26 protein-coding genes are annotated in these 25,579 nt (G+C 62.9%); 18 read left to right on the plus strand and 8 right to left on the minus strand.

Annotation, left to right across the window (positions count from 1 at the left end; translation table 11 throughout):
• The first annotated feature begins 104 nt into the window (after positions 1–104).
• The 3 genes from RHPLAN_RS15320 to RHPLAN_RS15330 all read left to right on the plus strand — a co-directional run bounded on the left by RHPLAN_RS15320 (position 105) and on the right by RHPLAN_RS15330 (position 3,438).
• Positions 105–875, plus strand: coding sequence for an HpcH/HpaI aldolase family protein (locus RHPLAN_RS15320; RefSeq protein ID WP_068019538.1), 771 nt, complete (start codon positions 105–107; stop codon positions 873–875).
• 44 nt (positions 876–919) lie between these two features.
• Entirely contained in the window at positions 920–1,741 is an 822-nt protein-coding gene (locus RHPLAN_RS15325; RefSeq protein ID WP_068019541.1) for a hypothetical protein, read from the plus strand.
• A gap of 191 nt (positions 1,742–1,932) precedes the next feature.
• Positions 1,933–3,438 (plus strand): hypothetical protein, encoded by a 1,506-nt coding sequence (locus tag RHPLAN_RS15330; RefSeq protein WP_157100283.1) that lies wholly within the window; start codon positions 1,933–1,935, stop codon positions 3,436–3,438.
• A 521-nt stretch (positions 3,439–3,959) separates the two neighbouring features.
• Here the strand turns inward: RHPLAN_RS15330 and RHPLAN_RS15335 are convergent.
• Complete coding sequence (locus RHPLAN_RS15335) at positions 3,960–4,946, minus strand: tetratricopeptide repeat protein (RefSeq protein WP_068019552.1); 987 nt, start codon at positions 4,944–4,946, stop codon at positions 3,960–3,962.
• Between the two features lie 203 nt (positions 4,947–5,149).
• On the opposite strand from RHPLAN_RS15335, the gene RHPLAN_RS15340 reads away from it, so the two are divergent.
• Positions 5,150–5,596 (plus strand): YybH family protein, encoded by a 447-nt coding sequence (locus RHPLAN_RS15340; protein ID WP_068019555.1) that lies wholly within the window; start codon positions 5,150–5,152, stop codon positions 5,594–5,596.
• 24 nt (positions 5,597–5,620) lie between these two features.
• Here RHPLAN_RS15340 and RHPLAN_RS15345 read toward each other — a convergent pair whose 3' ends face one another.
• The 7 genes from RHPLAN_RS15345 to uraD form a co-directional block, all read right to left on the minus strand.
• On the minus strand, positions 5,621–6,592 hold the full coding sequence (locus RHPLAN_RS15345) for an amidohydrolase family protein (protein WP_068019558.1): 972 nt from the start codon (positions 6,590–6,592) through the stop codon (positions 5,621–5,623).
• Positions 6,593–6,643: 51 nt separating this feature from the next.
• Positions 6,644–7,609, minus strand: a complete 966-nt coding sequence (locus tag RHPLAN_RS15350; RefSeq protein WP_068019563.1) for a Bug family tripartite tricarboxylate transporter substrate binding protein — start codon at positions 7,607–7,609, stop codon at positions 6,644–6,646.
• 11 nt (positions 7,610–7,620) lie between these two features.
• A complete protein-coding gene (locus RHPLAN_RS15355) occupies positions 7,621–8,070 on the minus strand; it encodes a nuclear transport factor 2 family protein (protein ID WP_068019564.1) in 450 nt (149 codons plus the stop codon).
• Positions 8,071–8,139: 69 nt separating this feature from the next.
• Positions 8,140–8,994: an MBL fold metallo-hydrolase gene (locus RHPLAN_RS15360; protein WP_068019565.1), complete on the minus strand. Its 855-nt coding sequence runs from the start codon at positions 8,992–8,994 to the stop codon at positions 8,140–8,142.
• A 58-nt stretch (positions 8,995–9,052) separates the two neighbouring features.
• Entirely contained in the window at positions 9,053–10,321 is a 1,269-nt protein-coding gene (locus RHPLAN_RS15365; RefSeq protein WP_068019568.1) for an MFS transporter, read from the minus strand.
• A gap of 182 nt (positions 10,322–10,503) precedes the next feature.
• A complete protein-coding gene (locus RHPLAN_RS15370) occupies positions 10,504–11,136 on the minus strand; it encodes a glutathione S-transferase family protein (RefSeq protein ID WP_068019571.1) in 633 nt (210 codons plus the stop codon).
• A 24-nt stretch (positions 11,137–11,160) separates the two neighbouring features.
• Positions 11,161–12,051 carry a 2-oxo-4-hydroxy-4-carboxy-5-ureidoimidazoline decarboxylase gene (gene uraD / locus RHPLAN_RS15375; protein ID WP_068019573.1) on the minus strand — a complete coding sequence of 297 codons (891 nt, stop codon included), beginning with the start codon at positions 12,049–12,051 and terminating at the stop codon, positions 11,161–11,163.
• A 78-nt stretch (positions 12,052–12,129) separates the two neighbouring features.
• Here uraD and RHPLAN_RS15380 point away from each other — a divergent pair, with 78 nt between their 5' ends.
• The 14 genes from RHPLAN_RS15380 (at position 12,130) to RHPLAN_RS15445 (ending at position 25,557) form a co-directional block, all read left to right on the plus strand.
• On the plus strand, positions 12,130–12,753 hold the full coding sequence (locus tag RHPLAN_RS15380; RefSeq protein ID WP_157100284.1) for a sigma-70 family RNA polymerase sigma factor: 624 nt from the start codon (positions 12,130–12,132) through the stop codon (positions 12,751–12,753).
• A complete protein-coding gene (locus RHPLAN_RS15385) occupies positions 12,750–13,427 on the plus strand; it encodes a hypothetical protein (RefSeq protein ID WP_068019576.1) in 678 nt (225 codons plus the stop codon). Before RHPLAN_RS15380 ends, RHPLAN_RS15385 begins: the two co-directional genes overlap by 4 nt.
• A 155-nt stretch (positions 13,428–13,582) precedes the next feature.
• Positions 13,583–15,259 (plus strand): S8 family peptidase, encoded by a 1,677-nt coding sequence (locus RHPLAN_RS15390; protein WP_068019579.1) that lies wholly within the window; start codon positions 13,583–13,585, stop codon positions 15,257–15,259.
• A gap of 194 nt (positions 15,260–15,453) precedes the next feature.
• The gene (locus RHPLAN_RS15395) at positions 15,454–15,723 is read left to right on the plus strand and encodes a hypothetical protein (RefSeq protein WP_068019581.1); all 270 of its coding nucleotides are present in this window, start codon (positions 15,454–15,456) and stop codon (positions 15,721–15,723) included.
• Positions 15,724–16,000: 277 nt separating this feature from the next.
• Complete coding sequence (locus RHPLAN_RS15400) at positions 16,001–16,753, plus strand: ABC transporter ATP-binding protein (protein WP_068019582.1); 753 nt, start codon at positions 16,001–16,003, stop codon at positions 16,751–16,753.
• On the plus strand, positions 16,746–17,462 hold the full coding sequence (locus RHPLAN_RS15405; protein WP_068019584.1) for an ABC transporter ATP-binding protein: 717 nt from the start codon (positions 16,746–16,748) through the stop codon (positions 17,460–17,462). Before RHPLAN_RS15400 ends, RHPLAN_RS15405 begins: the two co-directional genes overlap by 8 nt.
• 53 nt (positions 17,463–17,515) lie before the next feature.
• Positions 17,516–18,715, plus strand: a complete 1,200-nt coding sequence (locus RHPLAN_RS15410; RefSeq protein ID WP_068031260.1) for an ABC transporter substrate-binding protein — start codon at positions 17,516–17,518, stop codon at positions 18,713–18,715.
• Between the two features lie 47 nt (positions 18,716–18,762).
• Positions 18,763–19,974 (plus strand): ABC transporter substrate-binding protein, encoded by a 1,212-nt coding sequence (locus RHPLAN_RS15415; protein ID WP_068019586.1) that lies wholly within the window; start codon positions 18,763–18,765, stop codon positions 19,972–19,974.
• Between the two features lie 63 nt (positions 19,975–20,037).
• On the plus strand, positions 20,038–20,925 hold the full coding sequence (locus tag RHPLAN_RS15420) for a branched-chain amino acid ABC transporter permease (RefSeq protein ID WP_068019589.1): 888 nt from the start codon (positions 20,038–20,040) through the stop codon (positions 20,923–20,925).
• Positions 20,922–21,905: a branched-chain amino acid ABC transporter permease gene (locus tag RHPLAN_RS15425; protein WP_068019590.1), complete on the plus strand. Its 984-nt coding sequence runs from the start codon at positions 20,922–20,924 to the stop codon at positions 21,903–21,905. The genes RHPLAN_RS15420 and RHPLAN_RS15425 overlap by 4 nt, the downstream gene beginning before the upstream one ends.
• A gap of 131 nt (positions 21,906–22,036) precedes the next feature.
• Entirely contained in the window at positions 22,037–22,498 is a 462-nt protein-coding gene (locus tag RHPLAN_RS15430; protein WP_068019591.1) for a RidA family protein, read from the plus strand.
• A 219-nt stretch (positions 22,499–22,717) separates the two neighbouring features.
• The gene (locus RHPLAN_RS15435) at positions 22,718–23,056 is read left to right on the plus strand and encodes a TIGR03809 family protein (RefSeq protein WP_084244946.1); all 339 of its coding nucleotides are present in this window, start codon (positions 22,718–22,720) and stop codon (positions 23,054–23,056) included.
• A 202-nt stretch (positions 23,057–23,258) separates the two neighbouring features.
• Positions 23,259–24,437 (plus strand): M20 family metallopeptidase, encoded by a 1,179-nt coding sequence (locus RHPLAN_RS15440; RefSeq protein WP_068019595.1) that lies wholly within the window; start codon positions 23,259–23,261, stop codon positions 24,435–24,437.
• Positions 24,438–24,600: 163 nt separating this feature from the next.
• Complete coding sequence (locus RHPLAN_RS15445; RefSeq protein ID WP_068019597.1) at positions 24,601–25,557, plus strand: ABC transporter substrate-binding protein; 957 nt, start codon at positions 24,601–24,603, stop codon at positions 25,555–25,557.
• The last annotated feature ends 22 nt before the right edge of the window (positions 25,558–25,579 follow it).

Raw genomic sequence — 25,579 nt, forward strand, 5'->3', positions numbered from 1 at the left:
CGCGGGCATCCCGCTTAGGAGGGCATAATGCCTCCCTAAGCGAGATGGCCGGGACAGGCCCGGCCATGACGTGGCAATGACTGGGGCAACAAGGACCACAAATCATGGACATGCCGCGCAACCACTTCAAACACGCCATCGCCAAGGGCCAGTTGCAGATCGGCCTTTGGTGCAGCCTGTGCAGCACGGTCGCGACCGAAATCGTGTCGCATTCGGGCTACGACTGGCTCCTGCTCGACACCGAGCACTCGCCGAACGACGTGCCCGACATCCTGGCGCAGCTTCAGGCCGCCCAGTCCGGCACCGCGTCCTGCATCGTGCGTCCGGCCTGGAACGACATGGTGCTGATCAAGCGCTATCTCGACATCGGCGCCCAGACCCTGCTGCTGCCGTTCGTACAGACTCCGGAAGAAGCCAAGCGCGCCGTGGAGTGGACGCGCTATCCGCCGAAGGGCATGCGCGGCATCACCGGCTCGGGACGGGCGAGCCGCTACGGCCGGGTGAAGGACTATCTGAAGAACGCTTCGAGCGAGATCTGCGTGCTAGTGCAGGTGGAGACCCGCGAAGCCTTGAAGCAGATCGAGGCCATCGCCTCGGTCGAAGGCATCGACGGCGTGTTCATCGGTCCCAACGATCTGTCGGCCTCGTTCGGCCATATCGGCAACTGGGGCCATGCCGAGGTGCAGGACGCGATCCAGGACGCAGCCCAGAAGCTCAAGAAGGTGGGCAAGGCCGCTGGCATCCTCACGCCCAACGAGGAAGAAGCTAAGAAATTCATCCAGTGGGGCTACACCTTCGTGGCGGTCGGCGCTGACATTGGACTTCTTGCGAAGAACGCCGATGGCTTGGCGAAGCGGTTCAAGCCGGGTACGTAAGGGCCCAAATCAAACCGAAAAGCCAACCAAGAGGCTCGACCCGCGTGCCGTGGCAGAACGTTCCCCGCGCCAATTTCATGTTCCTGCATGCCGCACGGATGCAGGCGCATTACGCCACGCAATGGCTGGCGCGCGCCGCGCGTGCCTACATCGCCGAGCAGCCGAACGATTGGCACACCAATCTCGGCTGGGATGACGCGTTCGGCGGGCTCGTCACCCATCCGCTGCCGGACGGCTCGCGGCTCGGGCTCCGCATTTCGGACCTGACACTGGCCTTCCTGGACCAGCATCCGCACGAGCTTGCGCTCGACGGCCGCGCCGAAGCCGAGGTGCTGACCTGGCTCCGCGGCCATGTCTCCGCCCGCAATCTCGTCTCGGGCAAGCTCGACGCGCCGCTGCCCTACACGCTTCCCGATCATGCGCTGGCGCTCGGCGGTCGCTATTCGCTCGACGAGTATGGCGACGCCTTCAAGGTGCTCAGCACGTGGTACGCCAACGCCCATGCCGCGCTGTCAGCCGCGCAACGCCATCTGGCCTCGAAGAAGCTCAAGGCACCGGTGGTGCGGTGCTGGCCGCATCATTTCGACCTCGACACGCTGGTCGAACTCGGCCGCGGCCGCACCATGGGGCTCGGCTATTGTCCCGGCGATGAGTTCTGCGACGAGCCGTATTTCTACACCTCGATGGTTCCGGAGCCGTCGATTCCGAAGCTCCCGCTGCTGCCCGCCATGGCGCACTGGCACACCTATAAATTTCTCGCCGCGCTCGCGCCCGCACATAAGATCGTCGCGTCGCACGATCAGGGCGACTACGTGAAGCAATTCCTCGACGTATCCGTATCGGCCGCGCTCAACGCATTGCGATAGGTTGCGGGGTGCCATATATGCCAGCCCATAGCGGCTGACGCGGCCGTCTTGGTGCGACATTACGGCTAGTCCCACATTCTCTCCGCGCTCCTATCATCGGGGCGTTCGGGGGAAGCGCATGGGGATGGGGAAATTTGCGGCCTCGATGGCCGCGAGGAAATGCGTTCATTTCTTCGCGATGCAGGCCGGCGATGTCTGAAACATCAGGCACCCGTAATGTTCGGAGCTTCGTGCACGCCGGAGCCGGCGCGCGGTCGGATACGCATGCGCTGCGCAATCTCGCCGTGTCGCTTGGTGTGCTGTGGTCGGTCGCATTCGTGGTGGTCGGGCTCCACTATCATCTGCAGCTCTACGCCGATGGCTCTCTGTTCTCCTACGCGGTCGCGACGCAAGACGCCTGGGCCTTTCACTGGCACAACATTTCCGGCCGGGTGTTCGTCTATCTCTATGCGTATCTGCCCTCGCAAGCTTATGTGGGGCTGTTCAACGACGCCTGGGGCGGCGTCGTGGTCTACGGCTTTCTGTTTTTCATCGCGCCGCTGCTCGGGCTGATCGCGACCTACGTGGCGGATCGCTCGGAAAACCGCATCATCTTCGTGTATGCCTGCGCGTCGACGGCGACCCTATGCCCGCTGGTGTTTGGTTTTCCGACCGAGGTCTGGATCTCGCATGCCTTGTTCTGGCCGGCGCTCGCCCTCTGTCGCCATGCCCGCAGCACCCTGGGCGGCGCCGTGCTGGTGTTTCTGACGATGCTTGCGCTGTCGCTGACGCATGGCGGCGCGCTGTTGTTCATCATGGCCATCATCGTGACGCTGGCGTTGCGAGGCACGCGCGATCCTGCGTTCCTGCGCGGCATCGGAACATTCTTCCTGGTGCTCGCGGTCTGGAGCACGATCAAGGAGGCAATTCCGCCCGATGCGTATCTCGCGAAGGTTCTGAGAAACGCAGCGTTGCACGTGTTCGATATCTCGATTCTGGACGGCGCGCTCATGTTGCTGCTCGGCGGAGCGCTGGCGAGCTACGCGGCCGCGTTTTTCCTGTTCCAAAGGCTCAGCGGCGACAACATCCCGGCCGAGAAGGTCCACGTCTATGCGGCGTCGGTCGTGGTGGTGGGCCTTGCCGTCTATTGGCTCGGGTTCGACCATGCGCTGCATGCCGACAACAGGTACTATCTGAGAACGGTTCTGCTGATCGTGACACCGGGCTTCGGCATGCTGGCCGCAAGCAGCATGCTTGCGACCGAGAACCGGCTCGATCTGCCGCGGTCGCTGCTCCGGCTGGTTCCCCTCATGCATCATGGCGTGACCGTCCGGCTCGCCGCCGGTGCGCTTTCGCTGGTGACGTTGGTGCAGGTGGTCGAAACCGGAAAATTCGTGGCGGGCTGGACCGAATACACCGCGGCGGTCCAAAAGCTCGTGATGAGCGCTGCATCGGACCCGGCGCTTGGCAACGACAGCCTCGTCTCCTCAAGCCGGATCGACAAGGAGCTGAACCGGCTATCATGGTCGTCGACCACGCCTTACTTGTCGGTTTTGCTCGCGCCGAAGCTCAAGCCACGACGGCTGATCGCCGATCCGGATTCGGGATTCTTCTGGCTCTCCTGCCGGACCGCGACAGCCAATCTGCGGGCCGAGCGCGCCGTACCCGTCGAAAGCCGTCACCTTGTGCAGATGGAAGCGTGCCTGCACAGACGCTAGCGATAGCGTGCAAACATTTCGCTTTGCATTTCCGCAAATCACGAGTAGACGCGATTCTACCTCGTTCACTGAGGGCGTCGACTAGGGACGTCTATTTGGCGGAGCGGGGTGTGGCGCCTGCAGGCGTGGTTCGTGACCGCGTCCCAGGGTGCGATGCCATCGTCCGTCCCCGATGAGGGGGCCGCCTTCAGTGGTAGGGCGCGATCGGGTGAAGGGCCAAGGCAACGCGACCTTAGGGAAGGGTTCGTCCCGCACCGTCCGATCGAATCTCGAGCGAGGGTATCGCGATAAATCGCCACCAGTGGAGCGCCGAGAGGCGAGCGGGCCTGATCGCAAAGGCCCGCGGCACCTCTCGCAAAGGTGCCCCCAAGGTGCGCCGTCTCGGCGCTCCGCTCCCTCACTCATGTGAGGGATGAGGAAGGATAGAGGCGCTGGCCCCGCGCCTGCTTTGAAGGGGCCGATGAATCACGCCCGCTGTTTGACAAGTGAATCTGGAGCACGATGCGTTCGTGCCACGTCGGTCATTGCTTGTTGAGCAGATCGAGCACGCCCTGCTTTAAAGCCTCGCGTTCGGTTTTCGGGGCTTCGACGCCCATCGCCTGCAACTCGTTCAGCGAGGCCTGAGAGGCCAATGGAGCGATGTGCACGGCTTCGCGAAAATCGGCGATGGCATGTTCGCGGTCGCCTTTCATGCGGTAAGCGACGCCGCGGCTATGGTGCAACTCGACCATCTTATAGGGCGTCAGCCGGATCGCCTCGGTGTAGTCGGCAATGGCGAGATCGAACTCGCCTTTGTCCCGATAGGAATTGCCGCGCGCCTCGAAGACGACGGACGAGGCCTGATCGCGGCGGATCAATTCGCTGTAGTCTGCAATAGCAAGATCGTGCTCACCCTTGCGCTGATAGACCTCTGCACGCCTCAGATACCCATACCAATACGTTGGTGCCAGGCGGATTTCCTCGCTCAGATCGGCGATCGCGCGATCATTGTCGCCTTCGTTGAAATAGAGAATGCCGCGGTAGAGGTAAGTATCCGCCATGTCCGGCTTGAGCCGGATGGCTTCCTCGAAGTCGGCCATCGCGTGCGCCCGGTCGCCGGCCAGATGGTGGCTGAAGCCGCGCATGCTGAAATGGAGAGCGTTCTTCGGCTCGATCCGTATCGCCGCATCGAAGTCGGCGGTCGAGTCGTCAAATCGGGACATCTGCTGGTACAGCCCGGCGCGTTTGTAATAGGCGTAGGCGTCGCCCGGCGCGATCCGGATCGCTTCGGCAAGGTCCGCCAACGCTGCGTCGACATCGCCGTTATCGGCCCGGGCGACGCCGCGCTCGGTCAGGGCGTAGGCGCGGGTTTCCGGCCGGATGGTTTGAGTCTCGGCGATGAGCGTGCAGGCGGCGATCCGGCGCTCGTAACCGGCGGTGTGGCAATCCTGCAAGTCCTGCTGGTCCACCACCTGGACCTTGAACGTGAAGGCCGTGAGCAGGGTGAGAAGCGCTTTGAGGGCGAGCATGGCGGCGCCTGTGCAGTGCGAAAAGGTGGCTGCTTCCTTTGTCGGATGTGAGCGGCGCGAGGTTCAAGGGGGCAGGTCTGGCGGAAAACGCCGGGCGCGCCTGTTCAGCCGCCCGCGAATATGTGCTCTGATCATGCATCCGCTTCTTGGCCTGCCAATCGCGAGCCTCGGGTTGCTGACGAATGAGAAATGAGGAAAGAACCATGAGCCCACGTGCATTCGTCGTGTCGACACTCGCATTTGCCGCGCTCTTCGTTGGCGGCCTCAACGCCCCGGCACACGCGCAAAAGGCCGAGATCGAGCGCGTCAACGCGCAATGGACAGAATTCTTCAACAAGGGTGATTTCAATGGGGTCGCATCTCTCTACACCGACGACGCCTTGGCGTTTCCGCCTGGCTCGCCGATGGTGAAAGGCAAGGCCGCCATCGGCGCGATGTGGAAGGCGCTGGCCGAGAAGGCGGGAGATCCCAAGGTCACCACGATCGAGGTGAAACGGCTTGGGCACTTCGCAGCGCGCGAGATCGGAACGTTCAGCCTGAAGACCAAGGAGCCGACACCCAAGGAACTCACCGGCAAATATGTCGTGGTGTGGGAAAAGGTCCGTGGCCGTTGGAAGCTTGCCGCCGATATCTGGAACGACGGCAAATAGCCTTCCGCGAATCCGACCTGAACCTCACAACCGGAACAGTTTCTCCGCGTTGCCGTGGGCGATGCGCTCCTTGTCGGCGGCGGTGCAGGGAATCTGCCGCAGGAAGTCCATGGCCTGCTGCATGGACTGGTAGGGATAGTCGGCCGAAAACATGATCCGGTCGACGCTGCCAAGCTGGAGCAGCAGGTTGAGAAACAGCTCCGGGTAATTCATGCCCGAGAAGGTGTAGTGCACGTTCTCCTTGAGATAGGCGCTGATCGGCTTCTTCAGCTTGGTCGTCGCCACCGGAATGATGTCGAGCCGCTGGAAGAAGAACGGCAGGCCTTCGCCCATGTGGCCGATCACGAACTGCAGCTTGGGGAAACGGTCGAACACGCCGCCGCAGACGATGCGGATCATGTGAACGGCGGTTTCAATGTGCCAGCCCCACGCACCGCCGGCGAGCATGTCGCTCACCATCGGTGAGAAGCCGCCATACGAAACGTCGGTCACCGCCTTGGGCGCCGGTGTCGGATGCAGATAGATCGGCACGTTGAGCGCTTCGGCGGCTTCCAGGATCGGCCAGAAGAACTGATTGTCGAGATAGCGGCCGTGGTTGTGGCCGTTGACGACCGCGCCTTTGAAGCCTTGCTGGACGCGCCGCTGCAGTTCTTCGGCAGCGTCTTTGGGCGCTCCGGTCGGCAGGGCGGCGAGACCGGCGAAGCGGGTCGGATGCTTCTTCACCGCGTCGGCGAGATAGTCATTGGTGGCGCGCGCCATCGCGATGGAATCAGCGGTTTCCATCTGCTCGACACCCGGCGCTGACAGCGACAGCACCTGCATGTCGATGCCGGCGGCGTCCATTTCCGACAGACGTTTGGCGCCAAGGTCGCAAAGCCTGTCGAGGACAAGAAGATAACGGTCGCCGATCTTCTCGGCGCGCTCTTTGACGAAGCGGGCGGGGCCATTGAAGAACTCCGGGGTGGCAAAATGTTCTTCAAGCGTGATCGTGCGCATGCTCGGGGGATTTCCACTTTGATCGATGGGATGCTTTGTAAGGCTCGGCCATCAGTTCTTGGGCTTGAAATCGATGGCCTTCACGACCGCCGCAACATTGGCGCTCTGCTCGGCGATCGCGGCGGCAAACTCTTTCGGCCCGCCGATGTTCATGATCTGGCCGGTGGCTTCCAGCCGTTCACCGATGCTGCCGTCCGCCGTGACGTCGCGCACATCGGCGGCGATCTTTTCCCTGGTCTGCTCGGGTATCGCCTTGGTGCCGAACAGGCCGGCCATGCCTTCGAGCTCGAGCGAGGGGTAGCCTTGCTCCCGCGAGGTCGGGACGTCAGGCGCAGCCTTGACGCGATTCTTGTTGGTGATGGCGATCAGCTTGACGCGGTCGGCGCGCCACTGCGGCTGCACGATCGCGAGAGCCGACATCACCACCTGGATGCGGCCTTCGCCGAGGTCGGTCGGCGATTGGGCGATGTCGCGGTACGGCACCTGGGTGATCTGCAAATTCTCGTGGTGCAGATAGCCCCTGAATGTCAGTTCGGTGATGCCCTGCACAAGCCCGGAGTTGAATGGTGTGGGGGCTGCGCGAACGGCTTCCGTAAATTCCTTGATGTTGTTGTAGGGCGCGTCCTTTTTTACTGCGACGGCCAGGATGGTGTTGGACACCCGCGCGATCGGCATCAGATCGGCCGGGTTGTAGGACAGCTTGGCGTAGGTGAACGGATGCACGGTGAAGCCGCCCGAAGGTCCGAACATCAGCACGTGATCGTCGTTGGCGCCGAGCAGGGCCTGGATGGCGATGATGTTGTCGCCGCCCGGCTTGTTCTCGACCACGACCGGCTGGCCCCATTTGGTCTGGAGCTTTTCGGCCACCAGCCGAGCGCCGATATCGGCGCCGGCGCCTGGGCCGAACGGCACGATGAATTTCACGGCCCGTGTCGGCCAGGTCTGAGCCTGCACGGGCGCAAGCATTGAAATGAGCAGCGCGAGGGCTGCGCCGATCCGCCGGAAATTCCGATACATGGCCGCCGCGCTCAGAGTTTGGTTGCCGCGCGCGACAGAAGCTTCCAGTCCGCGCCGCGTTTCTGCCAGTTCATCAGGATGTGCAGCTTGTTGCCGCTTTTCTTGCCGTCGGCGATGGCCTCGCTTTCGCTCACCCAGTTGAACCGAACGATGGCAGCATCGCCGACAATCCGGATTTTCGGGTCCTGATAGGCGAGCGACAGGAACTTGGTTTTCCGGTCGGTGGCGTTCTTGATGAAGGTCGCCTTGTCCTCGATCCGGCCGTCGGAGTGACTGTAGCTGAGCTCCGGCGCGCAGAGAGCGTCGAGCACCTTGCCGTCGGTTGCAACCTGGGCGGCGCGAAACGCCTCGATGTTCTTTGCCACGGCGTCTTCGTCAGGCGAGGCCGCAAGGGTCGGCACAGCACCGAGAAGTCCAATGGCAAGAGCGGGCAAAACCACCTGACGGCGATCGATGTTCATCTGTTCCTCCCGAATTGGTTTGAGCGCAGTCTTGCAGCCGCGCTCATTTTTGTCGAGCAGTCGTCGCGGTCAGGAAAACTTGACCGGTCCTCCACCTTCCAGCTCGTAGCTGCCGTCGCCGCGGATGATTTCCAGATACCGCTCGGCCGACTTCTCCAGCACCGTCTTGCCGTTCGACCAGATGGTGCGATCGGGAAAGGCGCCATGGATACGGTCGAACTTGTACGGCTTGAGCGAATTCACGATTCCCTCGACCCGCGGCCCCGACATCGGAATGAAATTCGGATAGCTCCACATGAAGCTCACCGACTTGTTGTCCTGCACCACCTGGACAATGTCGCCGGAGAGGAGCGCGCCCTTGCCGCCGGCGCCTTGCGCCCAGTGCAGCGTGGTGCCGCCCGGATAGTGACCGCCCGAGCAGATCAGCGTGAGGCCGGGCAGCAGCTCTTTGGTCTCGCCCTCCCAGAGTTTGATCGCCGGATCGCCGCGCATGATCCATTTCTTGTCGGCGGCGTGCAGATGGACCGGGATGCCGCCGAAGGCGCGGCTCCATTCCGCCATGCACGTGTAGTAGTGCGGGTGCGAGATCGCGATGGCTTTCAGCCCGCCCAGCCCGTTGATCAGTTCGACAGTGGCCTGGTCGATCAGCGCGATGCAGTCCCAAAGTATGTTGCCCTGCGGCGTGCGCAGAAGCTGCGCGCGCTGGCCGATGCCGAACTGTGGGAACGTCGTGATCGAGATCAGATTGGGCTCGAGCTCGCGCCAGCCGTTGGTGAAACGCTTCTGCAGGCTGTCGAGCGTGATCCAGGCCTGGCCGGCTGGCGGTACATATTGGCGCTCGTCGTCGCAGATCGGGCAGGCGGCCGGTGGCTTGTCGCTGGGCTCGTATTGCGTGCCGCAGGTGGTGCAGATGAAGGCGGGCATGACAGCTCCTGTCGAACGGCCAATCCTAGCGCGCAGTCCGCCCCGAAGGGGAGAGCGTTTAGGCCGCGGCGACCGCGGGCGTGGCTGCCCTGCGCCCGCCGCCGATGAACAGCACCGCGACAGCCGCAATCAGACAAAGCGTTCCGGAGATCATGAAGGCCTGTGTGTAGCCGCCGAAACTTTCTCGGAACAGCCCACCAAAAAACGCGGCAGAAGCACCGCCGAGCTGGTGGCACATGAACACCCAGCCGTAGACCATGCCGCCTTTCTCCCGGCCGACCTTGTCGGTGACAAGACGCACCGTTGGGGCCACCGTCGCGAACCAGTCGAGACCATAGAATACCGCGAAAAACGTCATGGTGTAGAAGTCGACGAAAGAGAACGGCAGGTAGAGCAGCGACAGGCCGCGCAGCCCGTAATAGGCGAACAAGAGGTGGCGGTTGTCGAAACGGTCGGCGAGCCAGCCCGAGCAGGTCGTGCCAATGAAGTTGAAGAATCCCATGGTGGCGAGCAGCGCGGCGCCAGCCACCTCGGTCATGCCGTGGTCGATGCATGCCGGGATGAGATGCGTGCCGATCAGCCCGTTGGTCGAGGCGCCGCAGACGAAATAAGTCGAGCCGATCAGCCAGATGTCGCGATTGCGCACCGCGGTGCCCAATGCGCCAAAGGCGAGCGCAATCGGATTGCCTTGCGGCGGTTTGACCGGCTCCGGCGTGCCGGTTTCTCCGTAAGGCGCGAGGCCGATGTCCTGGGGCCGGTCGCGCATGATCAGAGCGACGAGAGGAATGACCATGCAGAGCACACCGGCGATGGCCAGGACGGTGGTGCGCCAGCCGAACGCTGCCGTGACATTGGCCATCACCGGCAGGAAGATGAGCTGACCGGTCGAGGCGCCGCCGGAAAGTATGCCGACCGCAAGTCCGCGGCGCGCCGTGAACCATCGCGCCGCGATGGTGGCCGAGAGCACGGTGGCAAGAAAGCCGGTGCCGACGCCGACCAGCACGCCCCACATCAGGATGAGCTGCCAGGGGTAGCGCATCATTGAGGTGGAGGCGACGCCGAGACCGACCAGCGTCAGCGCGATCAACACCGAGCGGCGGATGCCGAAGCGCTCCATCACGGCGGCCGCGAACGGTCCGATGCAGCCGTAGAGCAGGAGATTGATCGAGACCGCAAAGCCGATGGTGGCGCGCGACCAGTGGAATTCTTCCTCCAGCGGTACCATCAGGATGCCGGGCGTCGAGCGAACGCCGGCACTCGTCAGCAACACCAGGCAGGTGATGCCGACGACGATCCAGGCGTAATGGATTTTCTTGAAAACCGGCATTTCCCGCCCTTTCTGGCCGGAAGACTAGCTCACGGTGTTCATGCTTGGCAGGAGAGGAAACGCATGGCTTGCGCGATTAAAGCAGAGGTGGGCTTGCAAAAAACTGGGTCCCTGCGGAAGCGGGGACCCAGGGATTCAAACTCCAAAGTGCAATTCAATCTTAGGGAGTCACCGTGCGCCATTCACGCCGGAATCGGCACATCGCCGACGTCCTTCGGCACCTTGTAGCCCTTCTGCGTCGCGGGCTTCTTGGCGATCGTCGTGTACCAGCGCAGCACGTTCGGATATTGCTTCATGTCGATGGTCTGCCACTCGTAGCGGCTGATCCACGGCCAGATCGCGATGTCGGCGATCGAATAATCGTCGGCGACATATTCGCGGCCTTCGAGGCGCTTATTCAGAACGCCGTAGAGCCGGTGCGCTTCCTTCAGATAGCGCTCCTCGGCGTAAGGCGCCTTGCCTGGATTGTACTTCACGAAGTGATGGACCTGACCGAGCATCGGACCGGGACCGCCCATCTGCCAGTTGAGCCACTCGATGACCTTCCAGCGCTTCTCGCCGGACTTCGGCAAAAGCTTGCCGGACTTGTCGCCGAGATACTGCAGGATCGCGCCTGACTCCATCAGCGACAGGCCGTTGTCGCGGTCGACGATCGCGGGGATGCGGTTGTTTGGGCTGATCTTGAGGAATTCCGGCTTGAACTGCTCGTCCTTGCCGATATCCACCGGATGCACGGTGTAGGGCAGGCCCATCTCTTCGAGCGCGATGGAGACCTTGCGGCCGTTCGGTGTGGTCCAGGTGTAGAGATCGATCACTGGGCGTTCCTCAATGTTGTCGTTTCAGCTTCCGCGGTAAGTCGTATAGTTCCAAGGCGTGGCGAGCAACGGCACGTGATAGTGCCCTTCGGGCTCGGCGATCGAAAAGCGGATCGGCACCACATCGAGGAATGGCGGATCGGCGGATTGTGCATGCTTGAGGCCTGCGAAATACGCGCCGATGTGGAATGACAATTCATAAGTGCCGATGCGAAGCGGCTCGCCGCTGATCAGCGGCGCATCGGTCCGGCCGTCGGCGTTGGTGATGGTCTCCTTGAGCAAGCCGCGCGCGCTCGCACCGATCTCGTGCAGCGCGATCTTCACGCCGGGAGCAGGGCGTCCGCTGACCGTGTCGAGCACGTGGGTCGAGAGCCGTCCCGTCGTCGCAGGTTTGCCAGGGCCGTCGACCGCATCGACGAGCCGCAGCCGCGTGATCAGGCCGATCTCGGTGAGCGCGGCGGCGCGTTCGGTCTCGGCGTCATTGGACAGCCGGCGCTCGAACTGCCGCAGGATGGAATCGCGGGTGTGGCGACGGACGCAGATGATGAAGGGAAAACCGAATTTCTGACGATAGGCCGCGTTCAGCCGGCTGAAGCGTTCGAACTCGTCCGCGCTCAAGCGGTCGAGGCCAAGCCCGCCCTGTTCGGCCTGCGAATGTCCGGTCAATTCAGCGCGTTTGACCCGGCTGCCCAGCTCCGGATGCTCATTGATGAAGGCCAGAATCTTGTCGACCGGCGCTTGCCGCACCGTTCGCATCATCGCCTCGTGCAGCGCCGCAACGGTCCCGTAGGGGCGGCCACCTGATACCGCCTCGGCCACCCAGGGCGCGCGTTCGAACGTTTTTTCGACTGCCGCGACAAATGAGTTGGCGGGCATGGCGTTGAGGGCGTCGAGCGTTTCCGACGGCTTGGTCATGACCTCAGTTAACCACCCCCGAAAGGGGTTTGGCGACTGTTTTTGCTTGCGGATCAAGGGGTTTGAGGAGAGATTGCAATGCCTTTGAACCTGACGGCCATTAGCCGCGACAAACTCCACGAGAGCCGAGACTTGACTGCGAACCCAGCCACTTCGGACGAAGTCCTGATTGGACGGATCGCAAACGGGGACCGGCTTGCGATGCAGGTGCTCTTTGCCCGGCATCACGTGCGGGTATACCGGTTCGTCCTGCGGCTGGTTCGCGAAGAAGCCACCGCGGAGGACCTGATCAGCGAAGTGTTCCTCGATGTCTGGCGTCAGGCCGGGCGCTTCGAGGGACGGTCCCAGGTTTCGACCTGGCTGCTGGCCATCGCCCGCTTCAAGGCCTTGTCCGTTCTGCGCCGGAAACCGGAGCAGGAACTGGACGAGGAGATGGCGGAGGCGATCGAGGACTCCTCGGACACCCCCGACGTCACGCTCGAGAAGAAGCAGAAGGCGGATGTGATCCGGCAATGCCTCGGCGGGCTTTCCGCGGATCACCGGGAGATCATCGATCTGGTCTATTACCACGAGAAGTCCGTGGAAGAGGCGGCCGAGATCATTGGAATTCCGGAAGCAACCGTCAAAACGCGAATGTTCTACGCGCGTAAGAAGCTGGCAGAGCTGCTGAAAGCTCAGGGAATTGAAAGAGGTTGGCCATGAACGCAGTCAAGAAAGAAGCGGGCGAGCTTCCGGAAGACATCGAACTCCTGCTGCCGTGGCATGCCGCGGGTACGCTGAGCCGCCGCGACGCAGCGCGCGTCGAGCAGGCGCTCGCCAACGACAACGAGCTGGCCGCCCGCTATGAGCTGGTGCGCGAGGAGCTGGGCGAAGCGATCCGGCTCAATGAAAACCTCGGTGCGCCGTCGGCGCGCGCCATGGAGGCGCTGTTCCAGAAGATCGACGCCGAGCCCAAGCGCGAGCCGAAGTCGACGTTTCGGCTCGGCGCCTGGCTGACCGAAATGTTCGCAAGCTTCTCGCCGCGCACGCTGGCCTACGGCGCGACGGCTGCTGCGCTCGCGATCGTGCTGCAGGCCGGCATCCTGGCTGGCGTGTTCGTGAAGCAGGGCACTGTGAGCGGCCCGGAGCTCGCCTCGGTGCGCGACACACAGCAGGCGGCTTACATCAACATCCGTTTCAAGCCCGAGGCGAGCGTTGCCGATATCACCCGCCTGCTCAGCGGCAACAACGCGGTGATCGTTACGAGTCCGTCCTCGACCGACGGCTTCTTTAAGGTGCGCGTCGGCGACAAGGCGATTTCCGATGCCGAGTTGAGCGCACTGACCAAGACGCTCCGTGACAATTCGGCGGTCAGCTTCGTAGCCAAGGCGCAGTAACAGACGCCATCCCAGAACAATCAGGATGGCGCAAAACCTCCGGCCGGAAGGCCGCCTGATGCGAGCGGCCAAGGCCAGACACGGCGAGGCCACAAAGGCGTGGCACTGAGGCTCACGTTTCGCGGAAGGCGTTTTTTTGACGCGGAGGAGTTTTGATGAGCATTTTGCATAAAGCTTTCAAGCCGATCGGCTTGCTGTCGGTTTCGATAGCCTCGGCCGTCGTCATTGTCGCCGCGGCCTCCTCAAGCTCGCAGGCGCAAGTTCGCGTGAACAGCATGTCGATCGGCCCTCGTGGCGGCATGGGCGGCGGCGGCATGAGCATGGGCGGTTCGATGGGCGGCACGAGCTTCCGCGCCGAGCCGCGCTTCCAGCGCTTCGGAAATGATTCAGTGGTCGTGACCGGCGATGATGGCCGTCCGGGCCGTAGGCCGCCAGGCAAGCGCCCGCCGCGGCACATTGTTGGGCCGGTCATCGGCACTGGCCTTGCCACCGTCAGTCCGGGGCCTGCCGGGGCTGGCCCTCGACGACCGCCGGTCGGCAGCATCTATCTGCCGCCGCCGAACGAACTGCGCTACGTCAAGGACGAAGTGCTGCTTGAATTCGCCGGCAGGGTCTCGCCGCAAGTGAGCAATGCGGTCGCGCTGCGCAATCGTTTGACCCGGGTCGAGTCGGTCTATCTGCCGCTGACCAACACCACGATGTTCCGTTGGAAGATTCCCGACGGCCGTTCTGTCCCGACGGTGCTCAACCAGCTCGGCCGCGAGCGCGGCATCGCCTTCCGGCAACCGAATTTCATCTACGTCACCGTGCAATCACAAAGCGGAGAGGCCGCCGAAGCCAAACCGGAGGTCAAATCCGAAGCGCAGCCGGAGCCGGCCGCAGGCATGACGCTGCAAGCAGCGCCTGAGGCCGCGCCGGAGCCGAAACCCGCCGCGGCGGCGGCAGCCACGCTGCCGCAGGCCGCAGGCGATCCGGCCCAATACGCGATCCGCAAGCTCCACCTGGGCGAGGCGCACAATCTCGCCAATGGCGACAAGGTCCTGGTGGCGGTGATCGATTCCGGGGTCGACCTCGGCCATCCCGAATTGCAGGGCGCGGTGGCGGGCTCGTTCGACGCTTTGGAGAAGCCCGAGAAGCCTCACACCCACGGCACTGCGATCGCTGGCGCAATCGTCGCTCATGCCCGTCTGATGGGCGCGGCGCCCGCCGCGCGAATCCTGGCGATCCGCGCGTTCGGCACCACCGGCGCCGGCAGCGACGCCACCACCATGGCGATCATCAAGGGCCTGAAATACGCCACCGACCAGAAGGCGCGTGTGATCAACATGAGCTTCGCCGGCCCGACCGATCCGGGGCTCGGCCGGCATCTCGCTGCCGTGAAGGCCAACGGCGCGGTGCTGGTCGCGGCCGCCGGCAATTTCGGTCCGAAGTCGGGACCGCAATATCCGGCCGCTGATCCGAACGTGATCGCCGTGTCGGCGACCGACACCAACGACCAGATTTTCAAGGCCTCGAACATCGGTCCGCACATCGCGGTCACGGCGCCCGGCGTCGACATCCTGCTGCCTGCGCCTGACAACGATTACCAGCTCACTTCGGGCACGTCGTTCTCGGCGGCTTACGTGAGCGGCGTCGCGGCGCTGATCCTGCAGCGGGCGCCCGAGCTCAAGCCCGACGGCGTGCGCAAGATATTGGAGCAGACCGCGAAGGATCTGGGCCCCAAGGGCAAGGATCCGGAATATGGCGCGGGCCTGGTCGATGCCTATCAGGCCATCCTTGCGGTGCAGGCGAGCGGGCAGGGCGCGCCGCAGCCCAGGATGACGGCGCAATAGACCTTCGGTGCAGATAGATCGGAAGGGGCCGGATATTTTCCGGCCCTTTCTGTTTTCTGCGATGCAACCGCCATTGTGACTTTTCGCACTCCCCGCGCGGTGCAGCGGAATTGCGCTGAACCTTTGTCCCGCGGTCCCGACCAATGGCCATGAGGACCGTTCCGGTCCACCAGAGATACCCAAGGGAGAGTGTCATGAATTTGAAGTCGAAGATTGCCGCGGGCCTTGCTGTTGTGGCGCTCGCCGCGAGCCTCACGGTTCCGACCAGCGCCGCGAATGCGGGCGGCCATCATGGCTGGGGCATTGCCGGTGCGGTGATCGGCGGCGCCATCGTCGCCGGTGCGGTTGCCAACGCTTACGCCGAACCGGTCTACGTCGATGGCTATCGCCGCTGCCGCTTCGAGCGCCAGTACAACTCCTACGGCGACTACGTCGGAACCGCGAAGGTCTGCCGTTACTACTGATCACGGTGCTGCGGCCGGCGCGCACGCCCCCGCCTTCCCCTCGCGTCGGTCTCACAGGGCCCGCCCGGATGGTTCGCCGTCCGGACGGGTTCTTTTTTGTGCAGTTTTATGACGCCCAACCAGCGGAATGCGTGGCATCAAGTTTGGCAATCAGACTTTGGGGGGTCTGGACGGCTTCCGCGAAGCCCTTCTAAATGGCGATGTTCTGGGAGTGGATGCGTGTCCGGTGGTCTGAGGGGGCTGTCCGGGCCAAAGGCGCATCCAGGGAAACGCGCCGATGGCCGAATGCATCCTCGAGACCGAGGGGCTGACCAAGGAGTTTGCCGGTTTCGTCGCTGTCAACGGCGTCAATCTGCGCGTGGAGCGCGGTTCGGTGCACGCGTTGATCGGCCCGAATGGCGCCGGCAAGACCACTTGCTTCAATCTGCTCACCAAATTCCTGCAGCCCACACGCGGGCGTATCGTCTACAAAGGCAACGACATCACCGCGATGCAGCCGGCCGACGTCGCGCGTCTCGGCATGGTGCGCTCGTTCCAGATATCGGCGGTGTTCCCGCATCTCACGGTGCTGGAGAATGTCCGCATTGCGCTGCAGCGCGAGCGTGGCGGCTCATTCGACTTCTGGCGTTCGCGCCGCGTGCTCAACCGTTATAACGAACGTGCGCTGTCTCTGATCAATGACGTGGGTCTCACGGAGTTCGCCGGCATTGCCGCGGTGGAGTTGCCGTATGGCCGAAAGCGCGCGCTCGAAATTGCGACCACGCTCGCGCTCGATCCGGAGATGCTGCTGCTCGACGAGCCCACCGCCGGCATGGGTCATGAGGATATCGATCGGATCGCTGCGCTCATCAAACGCGTGGCCGCCGACCGCACCGTGCTGATGGTCGAGCACAATCTGAGCGTCGTCGAGAACCTCTGCCACCGCATCACCGTGCTGACACGCGGTCGCGTGCTGGCCGAAGGCGACTACGCCACGGTGTCGAGCAATCCGGAGGTGCGCGAGGCGTATATGGGGACCGGCCATGCTTGACGTGCGCGCGCCGCTCCTGTCGGTGAAAGACCTCAACGCCTGGTACGGCGAGTCTCATATTTTGCACGGCGTGTCGTTCGACGTGCATCAAGGCGAGGTCGTCACGCTGCTCGGAAGAAATGGCGCCGGCAAGACCACGACGATGAAATCGATCATGGGCATCGTCGGCCAGCGCCGCGGCTCGGTGACGTTCGAAGGCCGCGAGCTCATTGGCTGCACGTCGAACGAGATCGCCCGCGCCGGCATCGCGCTCTGCCCTGAGGAGCGCGGCATCTTTGCGAGCCTGACGGTGCAGGAAAATCTGATGCTCCCGCCGCAAGTGCGGCAGGGCGGGCTCTCGCTCGACGCGATCTTCGAATTGTTTCCCAATCTGAAAGAGCGGCTCGGTTCGAGCCAGGGCACCAAGCTCTCCGGCGGTGAGCAGCAGATGCTGGCGATCGGCCGTATCCTTCGCACCGGCGCGCGTCTACTTCTGCTCGATGAGCCGACCGAAGGGCTCGCGCCGGTCATCATCCAGCAGATCGGCAAGACGATCCGCACCTTGAAGCAGCAGGGCTTCACCATCCTGCTGGTCGAGCAGAACTTTCGCTTCGCGTCGACGGTGGCCGATCGCTACTATGTGATGGAGAACGGCCGCATGGTCGAAAATTTTGCGAGCTCGGAGCTCGAAGCCAATCTCGGCAAGCTGCACGAATATTTGGGAGTGTGACGAGAACAACGGAACGAAAATAAAGTTCGGGAGGATACTGGGTGAAGCGGATCATGATCTTGGCAGGGCTCGCCGCGATGCTTTCGGTGGGCGTCGCGCATGCGCAGCAGGTCAACGTCAAGGTCGGCGTGCTCACCGACATGTCGAGCCTCTATGCCGACGTGACCGGCCCTGGCTCGCTGATTGCCGCCAGGATGGCGGCGGCCGATTTCATGAAGGATCATCCCAACGTCAAGGTCGAGGTGGTCGGCGGCGATCACCAGAACAAAGCCGATGTCGGCACCGGCCTGGCCAACCAATGGTTCGATTCCGACAAGGTCGACATGATCGTCGACGTGCCGAATTCGGGCGTGGGCCTCGCCGTCAGCCAGGTCGCGAGCCAGAAGAACAAGGTGTTCATCGGCTCCGGCCCCGCAACGTCGGACCTTACGGGCGCCAAGTGCAACGCCAACACCGTGCATTGGACTTACGACACCTGGATGCTCGCCAACGGCACCGGCAAGGCCATCGTCAAGACCGGCGGCGACACCTGGTTCTTCCTCACCGCTGACTATGCTTTCGGTCAGGCGCTCGAGCGTGACACGACGGAGGTGATCGAGAAGAACGGCGGCAAGGTGCTCGGCAGGGTCCGCCATCCGCTGAACACCGCGGACTTCTCCTCGTTCCTGCTGCAGGCGCAGTCATCGAAGGCGAAAGTCATCGGCCTTGCCAATGCCGGCGGCGACACCATCAACTCGATCAAGCAGGCCGCCGAGTTCGGCGTCGTCAAGGGCGGTCAGAGCCTCGCAGGCCTCCTGGTGTTCGCGAGCGACGTGAATGCGCTCGGCCTCAACATCGCGCAAGGCCTGATCTTCACCGAGACCTGGTATTGGGATTTGAACGACAACAGCCGTGCCTGGACCAAACGCTGGCAGGGCGAGCGCAACGCGGCCAACAAGGTGCCGACCATGAACATGGCCGGCGTCTATGCCGGCACGCTCCACTATCTGAAGGCGGTGACGGCGCTGAAGAGCGCGGCCGACGGCAAGGCCGTGGTGGCCGAGATGAAAAAGCTTCCGACCGACGATCCGCTGTTCGGCAAGGGCAGCATCCGCGCCGACGGCCGCAAGCTCCACCCGGCCTATCTGTTCGAAGTCAAGAAACCGTCGGAATCGAAGTACCCCGGCGACTTCTACAAGACCCGCGCCACCATTCCGGCCGAGGAGGCTTTCCGTCCGTTGAAGGATGGCGGGTGTCCGCTCGTGAGCGGCTAACAGGTGAACGGTTGAACGAACGATCAAGGAAAGAAGGAGAACGACGAATGAAAAGACTCTTGAGCTTGGCGGCGATCGGCGCCGCGCTCGCCTGCGCCCCCGCGCAGGCGGAAGATATCAACGTCAAGATTGGCGTCCTGACGGACATGTCGAGCCTCTACGCCGACCTCGGCGGCCCGGGCTCGGTCGTGGCGGCGAAACTCGCGATCGCCGACTTCACCAAGGATCATCCCAACGTCAAGGTTGAGCTGATTTCCGGCGACCATCAGAACAAGGCCGATGTCGGCTCGAACCTCGCCAACCAGTGGTTCGATGTCGACAAGGTCGACATGATCATCGACACGCCGAATTCGGGCGTGGCGCTCGCGGTCAGCCAGATCGCGGCCAGCAAGAACAAGCTGTTCATCGGCTCCGGTCCTGCCGCTTCGGACCTCACTGGCTCGAAGTGCAACGCCAACACCATCCACTGGACCTACGACACCTGGATGCTCGCCAACGGCACCGGCAAGGCGATCGTCAAGACCGGCGGCGACACCTGGTTCTTCCTCACCGCCGACTACGCTTTCGGCCATGCACTCGAGCGCGACACCGGCGAAGTGGTCGAGAAGAACGGCGGCAAGGTGCTGGGCAAGGTGCGCCATCCGCTGAACACGGCCGATTTTTCCTCGTTCCTGCTGCAGGCGCAGTCGTCGAAGGCCAAGGTGATCGGCCTCGCCAACGCCGGCGGCGACACCGTCAACTCGATCAAGCAGGCGGCCGAGTTCGGCATCGTCAAGGGCGGCCAGAAGCTCGCCGGCCTCCTTGTGTTCGCAAGCGACATCAACGCGCTCGGCCTGCAGACCGCGCAGGGCCTGACCTTCACCGAGACCTGGTACTGGGACATGAACGATGCCAACCGCGCCTGGACCAAGCGTTGGCAGGAAGAGCGTAAGGCTGCCGGCAAGTTCCCGACCATGGTCCATGCCGGCGTCTATTCCGGCGTCCTGCATTATCTGAAGGCGCGCGCTGCGCTTGGCGGCTCGCCGGACGGCAAGACTGTCACGGCGAAGATGAAGGAACTGAAGACCGACGATCCGCTGTTCGGCAAGGGCGAGATCCGCGTCGACGGCCGCAAGATCCACGACGCGTATCTGTTTGAGGTCAAGAAGCCGTCGGAATCGAAGCACCCCGGCGACTTCTACACGCTGAAGGCCACCATCCCGGCGGCGGAAGCCTTCCGTCCGCTCAAGGAAGGCGGCTGCCCGCTGGTAAGCGGCTAAGACACGCTCTCGTGTCCCGGGCATCGTGCCCGGGACACGAACCTGCGGGATTGACGCAAACGCATGTTTGAAATCTTCGGCATTCCATCCGCGGCCCTGTTCGGACAGCTGTTGATCGGCCTGATCAACGGCTCGTTCTATGCGCTCCTGAGTCTCGGCCTTGCCGTGATCTTTGGCATGCTCAACATCATCAATTTCGCCCACGGCGCCCAGTACATGCTGGGCGCGTTTGCGGCCTACTTGCTGCTCGAACTGCTCGGCGTGAACTATTGGTGGGCGCTGCTTGTTGCGCCGCTGATCGTCGGTCTGATCGGCGTCGTCATCGAGCGTACGCTGCTGCAGTGGCTTTATAAGCTCGATCACCTCTACGGATTGCTGTTGACGTTCGGGCTTGCACTGGTCATCGAGGGTCTCGTTCGCAATCGCTACGGTTCGGCGGGCCTGCCTTACACGGTGCCGGAATCGCTCACTGGCGGCACCAATCTCGGTTTCATGTTCCTGCCGAACTATCGCGCCTGGGTGATCGCCGCCTCGCTCGGCGTCTGCCTGGCGACCTGGTTCGTGATCGAGCGCACCAAGCTCGGCGCGTATCTCCGTGCGGCAACCGAGAACCCCACGCTGGTCCGCGCCTTTGGCATCAACGTGCCGCTCATGATCACGCTGACTTACGGTTTCGGCGCGGCGCTGGCGGCGTTCGCCGGCGTGATGGCAGCGCCGATCTACAACGTCAGCCCGCAGATGGGGTCGTCGCTGATCATCGTGGTGTTCGCGGTCGTGGTGATCGGCGGCATGGGCTCGATCATGGGCGCGATCGTCACGGGTTTCGGGCTCGGCATTGTTGAGGGCCTGACCAAGGTATTTTTCCCGGAGGCGTCCAACACCGTGATCTTCGTCGTCATGGCCATCGTGCTCCTGGTTCGGCCCGCGGGCCTGTTTGGACGGAGGACATGAGCATGGAGCAGCGCATCGAGGCGGCTGCGCCGACGGCTTCCGCCGCTCATTCCTCGCGAAGTTGGAGCGAGCCGCTCGTCTTCGTCATCATGGTGGCGCTGCTCGTGATTGCGCCCAAGGCGATCTATCCGATGTTCATCATGCAGGCGCTGTGCTTTGCGCTGTTCGCCTGCGCGTTCAATCTGCTGATCGGCTATGTCGGGCTGCTCTCGTTCGGCCACGCGCTCTACTTCGGTTGGGCGAGCTATCTCGCGGCCCACTCGGCCAAGGTCTGGGGGTTCCCGCCCGAGCTTGCGATCCTGACCGGCACGCTGACCGCCTGCCTGCTCGGCATCATCTCGGGTTCGCTCGCGATCCGCCGCCAGGGCATCTATTTCGCGATGATCACGCTTGCGCTCGCGCAGATGATGTTCTTCTTCGCGCTGCAACTGAAATTCACCGGCGGCGAGGACGGCATCCAGGCGGTACCGCGCGGCAAGCTGTTCGGTTCGATCGATCTGTCCGATCAGACCAACATGTACTTCACCACGGTCGGCATATTCCTGTTTGGCTTCCTCCTGATCTACCGCATCATCCATTCGCCGTTTGGCGAGGTGCTGAAAGGCATTCGCGAGAATGAGGCGCGGGCGATTTCGCTCGGCTACAAGACCGACCGCTACAAGCTGATGGCCTTTGTGCTGTCGGCAACCCTCGCGGGCCTGGCCGGCTCGACCAAGGCGATCGTGTTGCAGATTGCGTCACTGACCGACGTCGACTGGCCAATGTCGGGCGAGGTGGTGTTGATGGCCCTCGTCGGAGGGCTTGGCACGGTGTTCGGGCCGGTGGCCGGGGCATTCATCGTCGTTGCCATGCAGAACTATCTCGCCCAGGTCGGGCAGTGGGTCACGGTGATCCAAGGCGTGATCTTCGTCGTCTGCGTGCTGGCCTTCCGTCGCGGCGTGATCGGCGAAATCGCGCACCATCTGCGGATCAAGCTGTAGACAGGAACAGCCGGCCAAGAGTCCACATGTGGCTCTGGGTCCTCTGCATTTCACCTGTGCATCGCCGGGCTTGTTCGTGCCGTGCGTGTCCCCAATAATCACTTTGAACATCAAGGCAAAAGGACAACCCCATGAGCGCTGAAGCCCGTTTGAAGCAACTCGGTCTCGTGCTGCCGCAGGTGCCGACGCCGGTGGCCAACTATCTGCCGTATCGCATCGCCGGTAATCTTCTGTTTCTTGCCGGGCAGGGGCCGCGCGACGACAAGGGCAATACGCTGTCCGGCAAGGTCGGCGCTGACGTCACGGTCGAGGAGGGCTATCGCCGCGCTCGCATCATCGGCTTGCAACTCCTTTCGACCATGCGCACTGCGCTCGGCTCGCTCGACCGCGTCGACACCATCTTGAAGATGCTGGTGATGGTCAACGCGGTGCCGGACTTCAAGGAGCAGCCCAAGGTGGCAAACGGCATGTCGGACCTGTTCGTCGAGGTGTTCGGCGAGAACGGCAAACATGCCCGTTCGGCGGTCGGCATGGGCTCGCTGCCGGGGCAGATTTCGGTCGAAATCGAGGGAATTGTCTCGATCAAGCCTTAGGCGCTGTCTCGCGGCAGATAACGCCGCTCAAGCCTATCGGGCACTTTGAGAATTTCACATGACGGTGCCCCAGAGTGCCTGCTCATGGCCGATTGGGCCTGTCAACAAGGCTGTGCATAACGTGTTGAGCGCCTGTGTTCGTCAAACGCACGCATTGCTCGTGTGCGAATCCCGACTAAGCATCTTGCCTGTCGCTATTGTGCGACAGGCGGATCGATCATGGCGCATCGTGAATTCGAGTGCCCTGTTCCGCGTATCTCGGGGCTTCCTCAAACCATGGTCAAAGCCACGGTCAAGCTGGAAGCCACTGCGTTGAAATGGCGCGCGCTCGCCGAGCGCCGTCGAGATCATTATTTCGATCTGTATAAGAGCGGCCGCTGGCGGCACTACTACACCGATGAGAAATTCCTCGCTGAGCTGCGCGCCGCGATTGCTCTGGCGCAGCGCTGGGCCAAGATCGCGCCGCTGCCCGAAGAGCGCGCAGCCGCCAATGCAGAGGCGCCTGATCGGCCGAGGGCCGCCGAACTGATGAAGGCGATCGAGAGCAGGGCAGCTTAGCGCACGTCCTCCTTATCCGGCTCATCCGAGCGCATCTGCCTGCGCCATCGCATTGGCACACGCGTGATCACCTCGCTATGAAGGGGCTGATGGATCACGGCAATGTCCGCCCACGGCTTGGAGGACTTGCCGTGGCCGCTCATGTGGCTACTCTACCGTAAGTATAATGAGCGGGGGATACACTTAGACGAACGGAGTACCCATGGCCGCGGACCGCAACAGCAGCGAACAGAAAATCCTCGACTGGCTCGGCACCCAGCACGGCGCCATGCTGGCGCTGCTTGAGACGCTGGTAAACACCGACAGCGGCTCCTACGACAAGCCGGGCGTCGACGCGGTCGGCGGTCATATCCGCAGCTTCCTCCTGGGCCACGGCATCGCATCCGAAGTCACGCCCGACGTGCAATTCGGCGACGCCATCAGCGCCACGGTCGGGCGGGGCGGAGGCAGCAACCGCCCGATCCTGCTGATGGGCCATCGCGACACGGTGTTCCCAAAAGGCGAGCCGACGCGCCGGCCATTCAAGGTCGAGGGCGACCGCGCCTATGGTCCGGGAGTTGCCGACATGAAAGCAGGTCTGGTGATGAACTGTTTCGTGCTCGCCGCGATCCAGCAATTCGGCGGCGCGCCGGCGCCGGTGATGGCGCTCTTTACGGGAGACGAAGAGATCGGTTCGCCGTTCTCGCGGAAGGTCATCGAGGCGCATGCCCGGGCGGCGCGTGTCTGCTTCAACTCCGAGCCGGGCCGCGGACGCGGCGCCGCCGTGACCGGGCGAAAGGGCGGCGTGTTCATGCGCTTCGAGATCACCGGCAAGGCCGCGCATTCGGGAGCGAATTTCGAGGTCGGCATCAGCGCCATCAACGAGCTCGCGCACAAGATCTTGGCGCTCAGCGCGCTGAGCGATCCGAAGAACGGCATCACCCTCAATGTCGGCGTCGTGTCGGGTGGCCAGACCGTCAACACCGTGGCGCCATGGGCCAAGGGCGAGGTCGACCTGCGCTTCATTACGCCGGATCAGCGCAACGACACCTTCGCCAAGATCGAGGCCATCATGGCCAAGAGCTTCGTGCCGGGCACGAGCGCCAGGCTCGAGATCACCGGCGAGTTTCTGCCGTTGGTCGAAACCGATGAGGGCAAGGCGCTGTACGAGCACTATGCGGCGAGCCTGAAGGCGCTGGGCGTCACCGACACCTCGGCACTCTTTACCGGCGGATGCGCCGATTCAGGCTTTGCTTCCGCGGCCGGCACACCGACCATCTGCGCGGTCGGACCGGTCGGTGGCCGGGCGCATTCGCCCGACGAGTATCTGGAGATCGACACGCTGGTGCCGCGCGCGAAGGCGCTGGCGCTGGCGGTGCTGCGGCTCAGCGCCGGAAATTAGCGCGTGTACTTGTTAGATTCGCGATGTCCGCCATTGGGATTAGAGCAGACATAGAATTGAGGCCGCTCACTATCGTCCAATGCCCTGACTGCGACATCACACCTACCTTCAGCCTTCTATCCCGAGCGGCTACGATGCGCCAACTCGCAACGTGGGGGCAGGCATGAGGCGGCGGGAGTTTGTCGCAGCGGTTGTGGGTGCAACTGCCATAAGGCCGGCCACGGTTTTTGGGCAGCCACGCGACCGCATTTGGCGTATCGGCATTCTGTTGGTCGGTGGCTTGGAGCCCCTGGGACCGTTTCGCGAGGCGCTTGGCGAGCTTGGCTATCTTGAAGGAAAGAATATTCGGATTGATATCCGGTCCGGCCAAGGTCAGGACGAGCGGCTTCCGTCGTTGGCGTCTGATTTGGTTCGGGACGGCGTCGATGTGATGATCGCGGTGCAGACCCCCGCCGCTCACGCCGCCAAGAATGCGACGCGCACCGTCCCGATAGTGGTTATGGCTGGCGACCCTATCGGAACCGGTTTGATCAGGAGTCTGGCGCGACCCGAGGGCAATATCACCGGCATGTCGGTTACGGCAGCCGAGGCCGTGGCGAAAAGTCTGGAACTGATCCCTGAGATTATTCCGGAAGCGCGCCGTGTCGGCGTACTGGGCAATGCCGACGATTTGTTCATGAAGCCATTCTTCGATCAAATCCAGCAAGGAGCTTCGGGTCTTGGCCTCGAGGTCCGCGAGGTCGTCATACGCAGCAACGATGACCTGGACAGCGCGTTTGAGACACTCATTCGTGATGGTGCAAAGGCGGTTATCGTCCAGGGTAGTCTGCCGGTGAAAAAGACGGTTGACCTCGCTCTCAAGCATCGACTGCCGTCGCTCTCGACCCAAAAGTCAGCCGTACAAGCTGGGCTTTTAATGTCGTACAGCGCGAGCTTCAGTGAACGAGCGCGCGTTCTTGCGCGCTATGTCGATCAAATCTTCAAGGGTGCGAAGCCTGCCGATCTACCGGTGCAGCAACCGAGCAAATACGAACTTGTGATCAACATGAAAACCGCGAAGACGATCGGCCTCACCGTGTCTCCGATGGTTTTGGCCCGCGCCGATGAGGTGCTCGAATAAGTCGGGCCTGGGTCGGCGAATG

The organism is Rhodoplanes sp. Z2-YC6860 (assembly GCF_001579845.1).
Lineage (GTDB): Bacteria > Pseudomonadota > Alphaproteobacteria > Rhizobiales > Xanthobacteraceae > Z2-YC6860.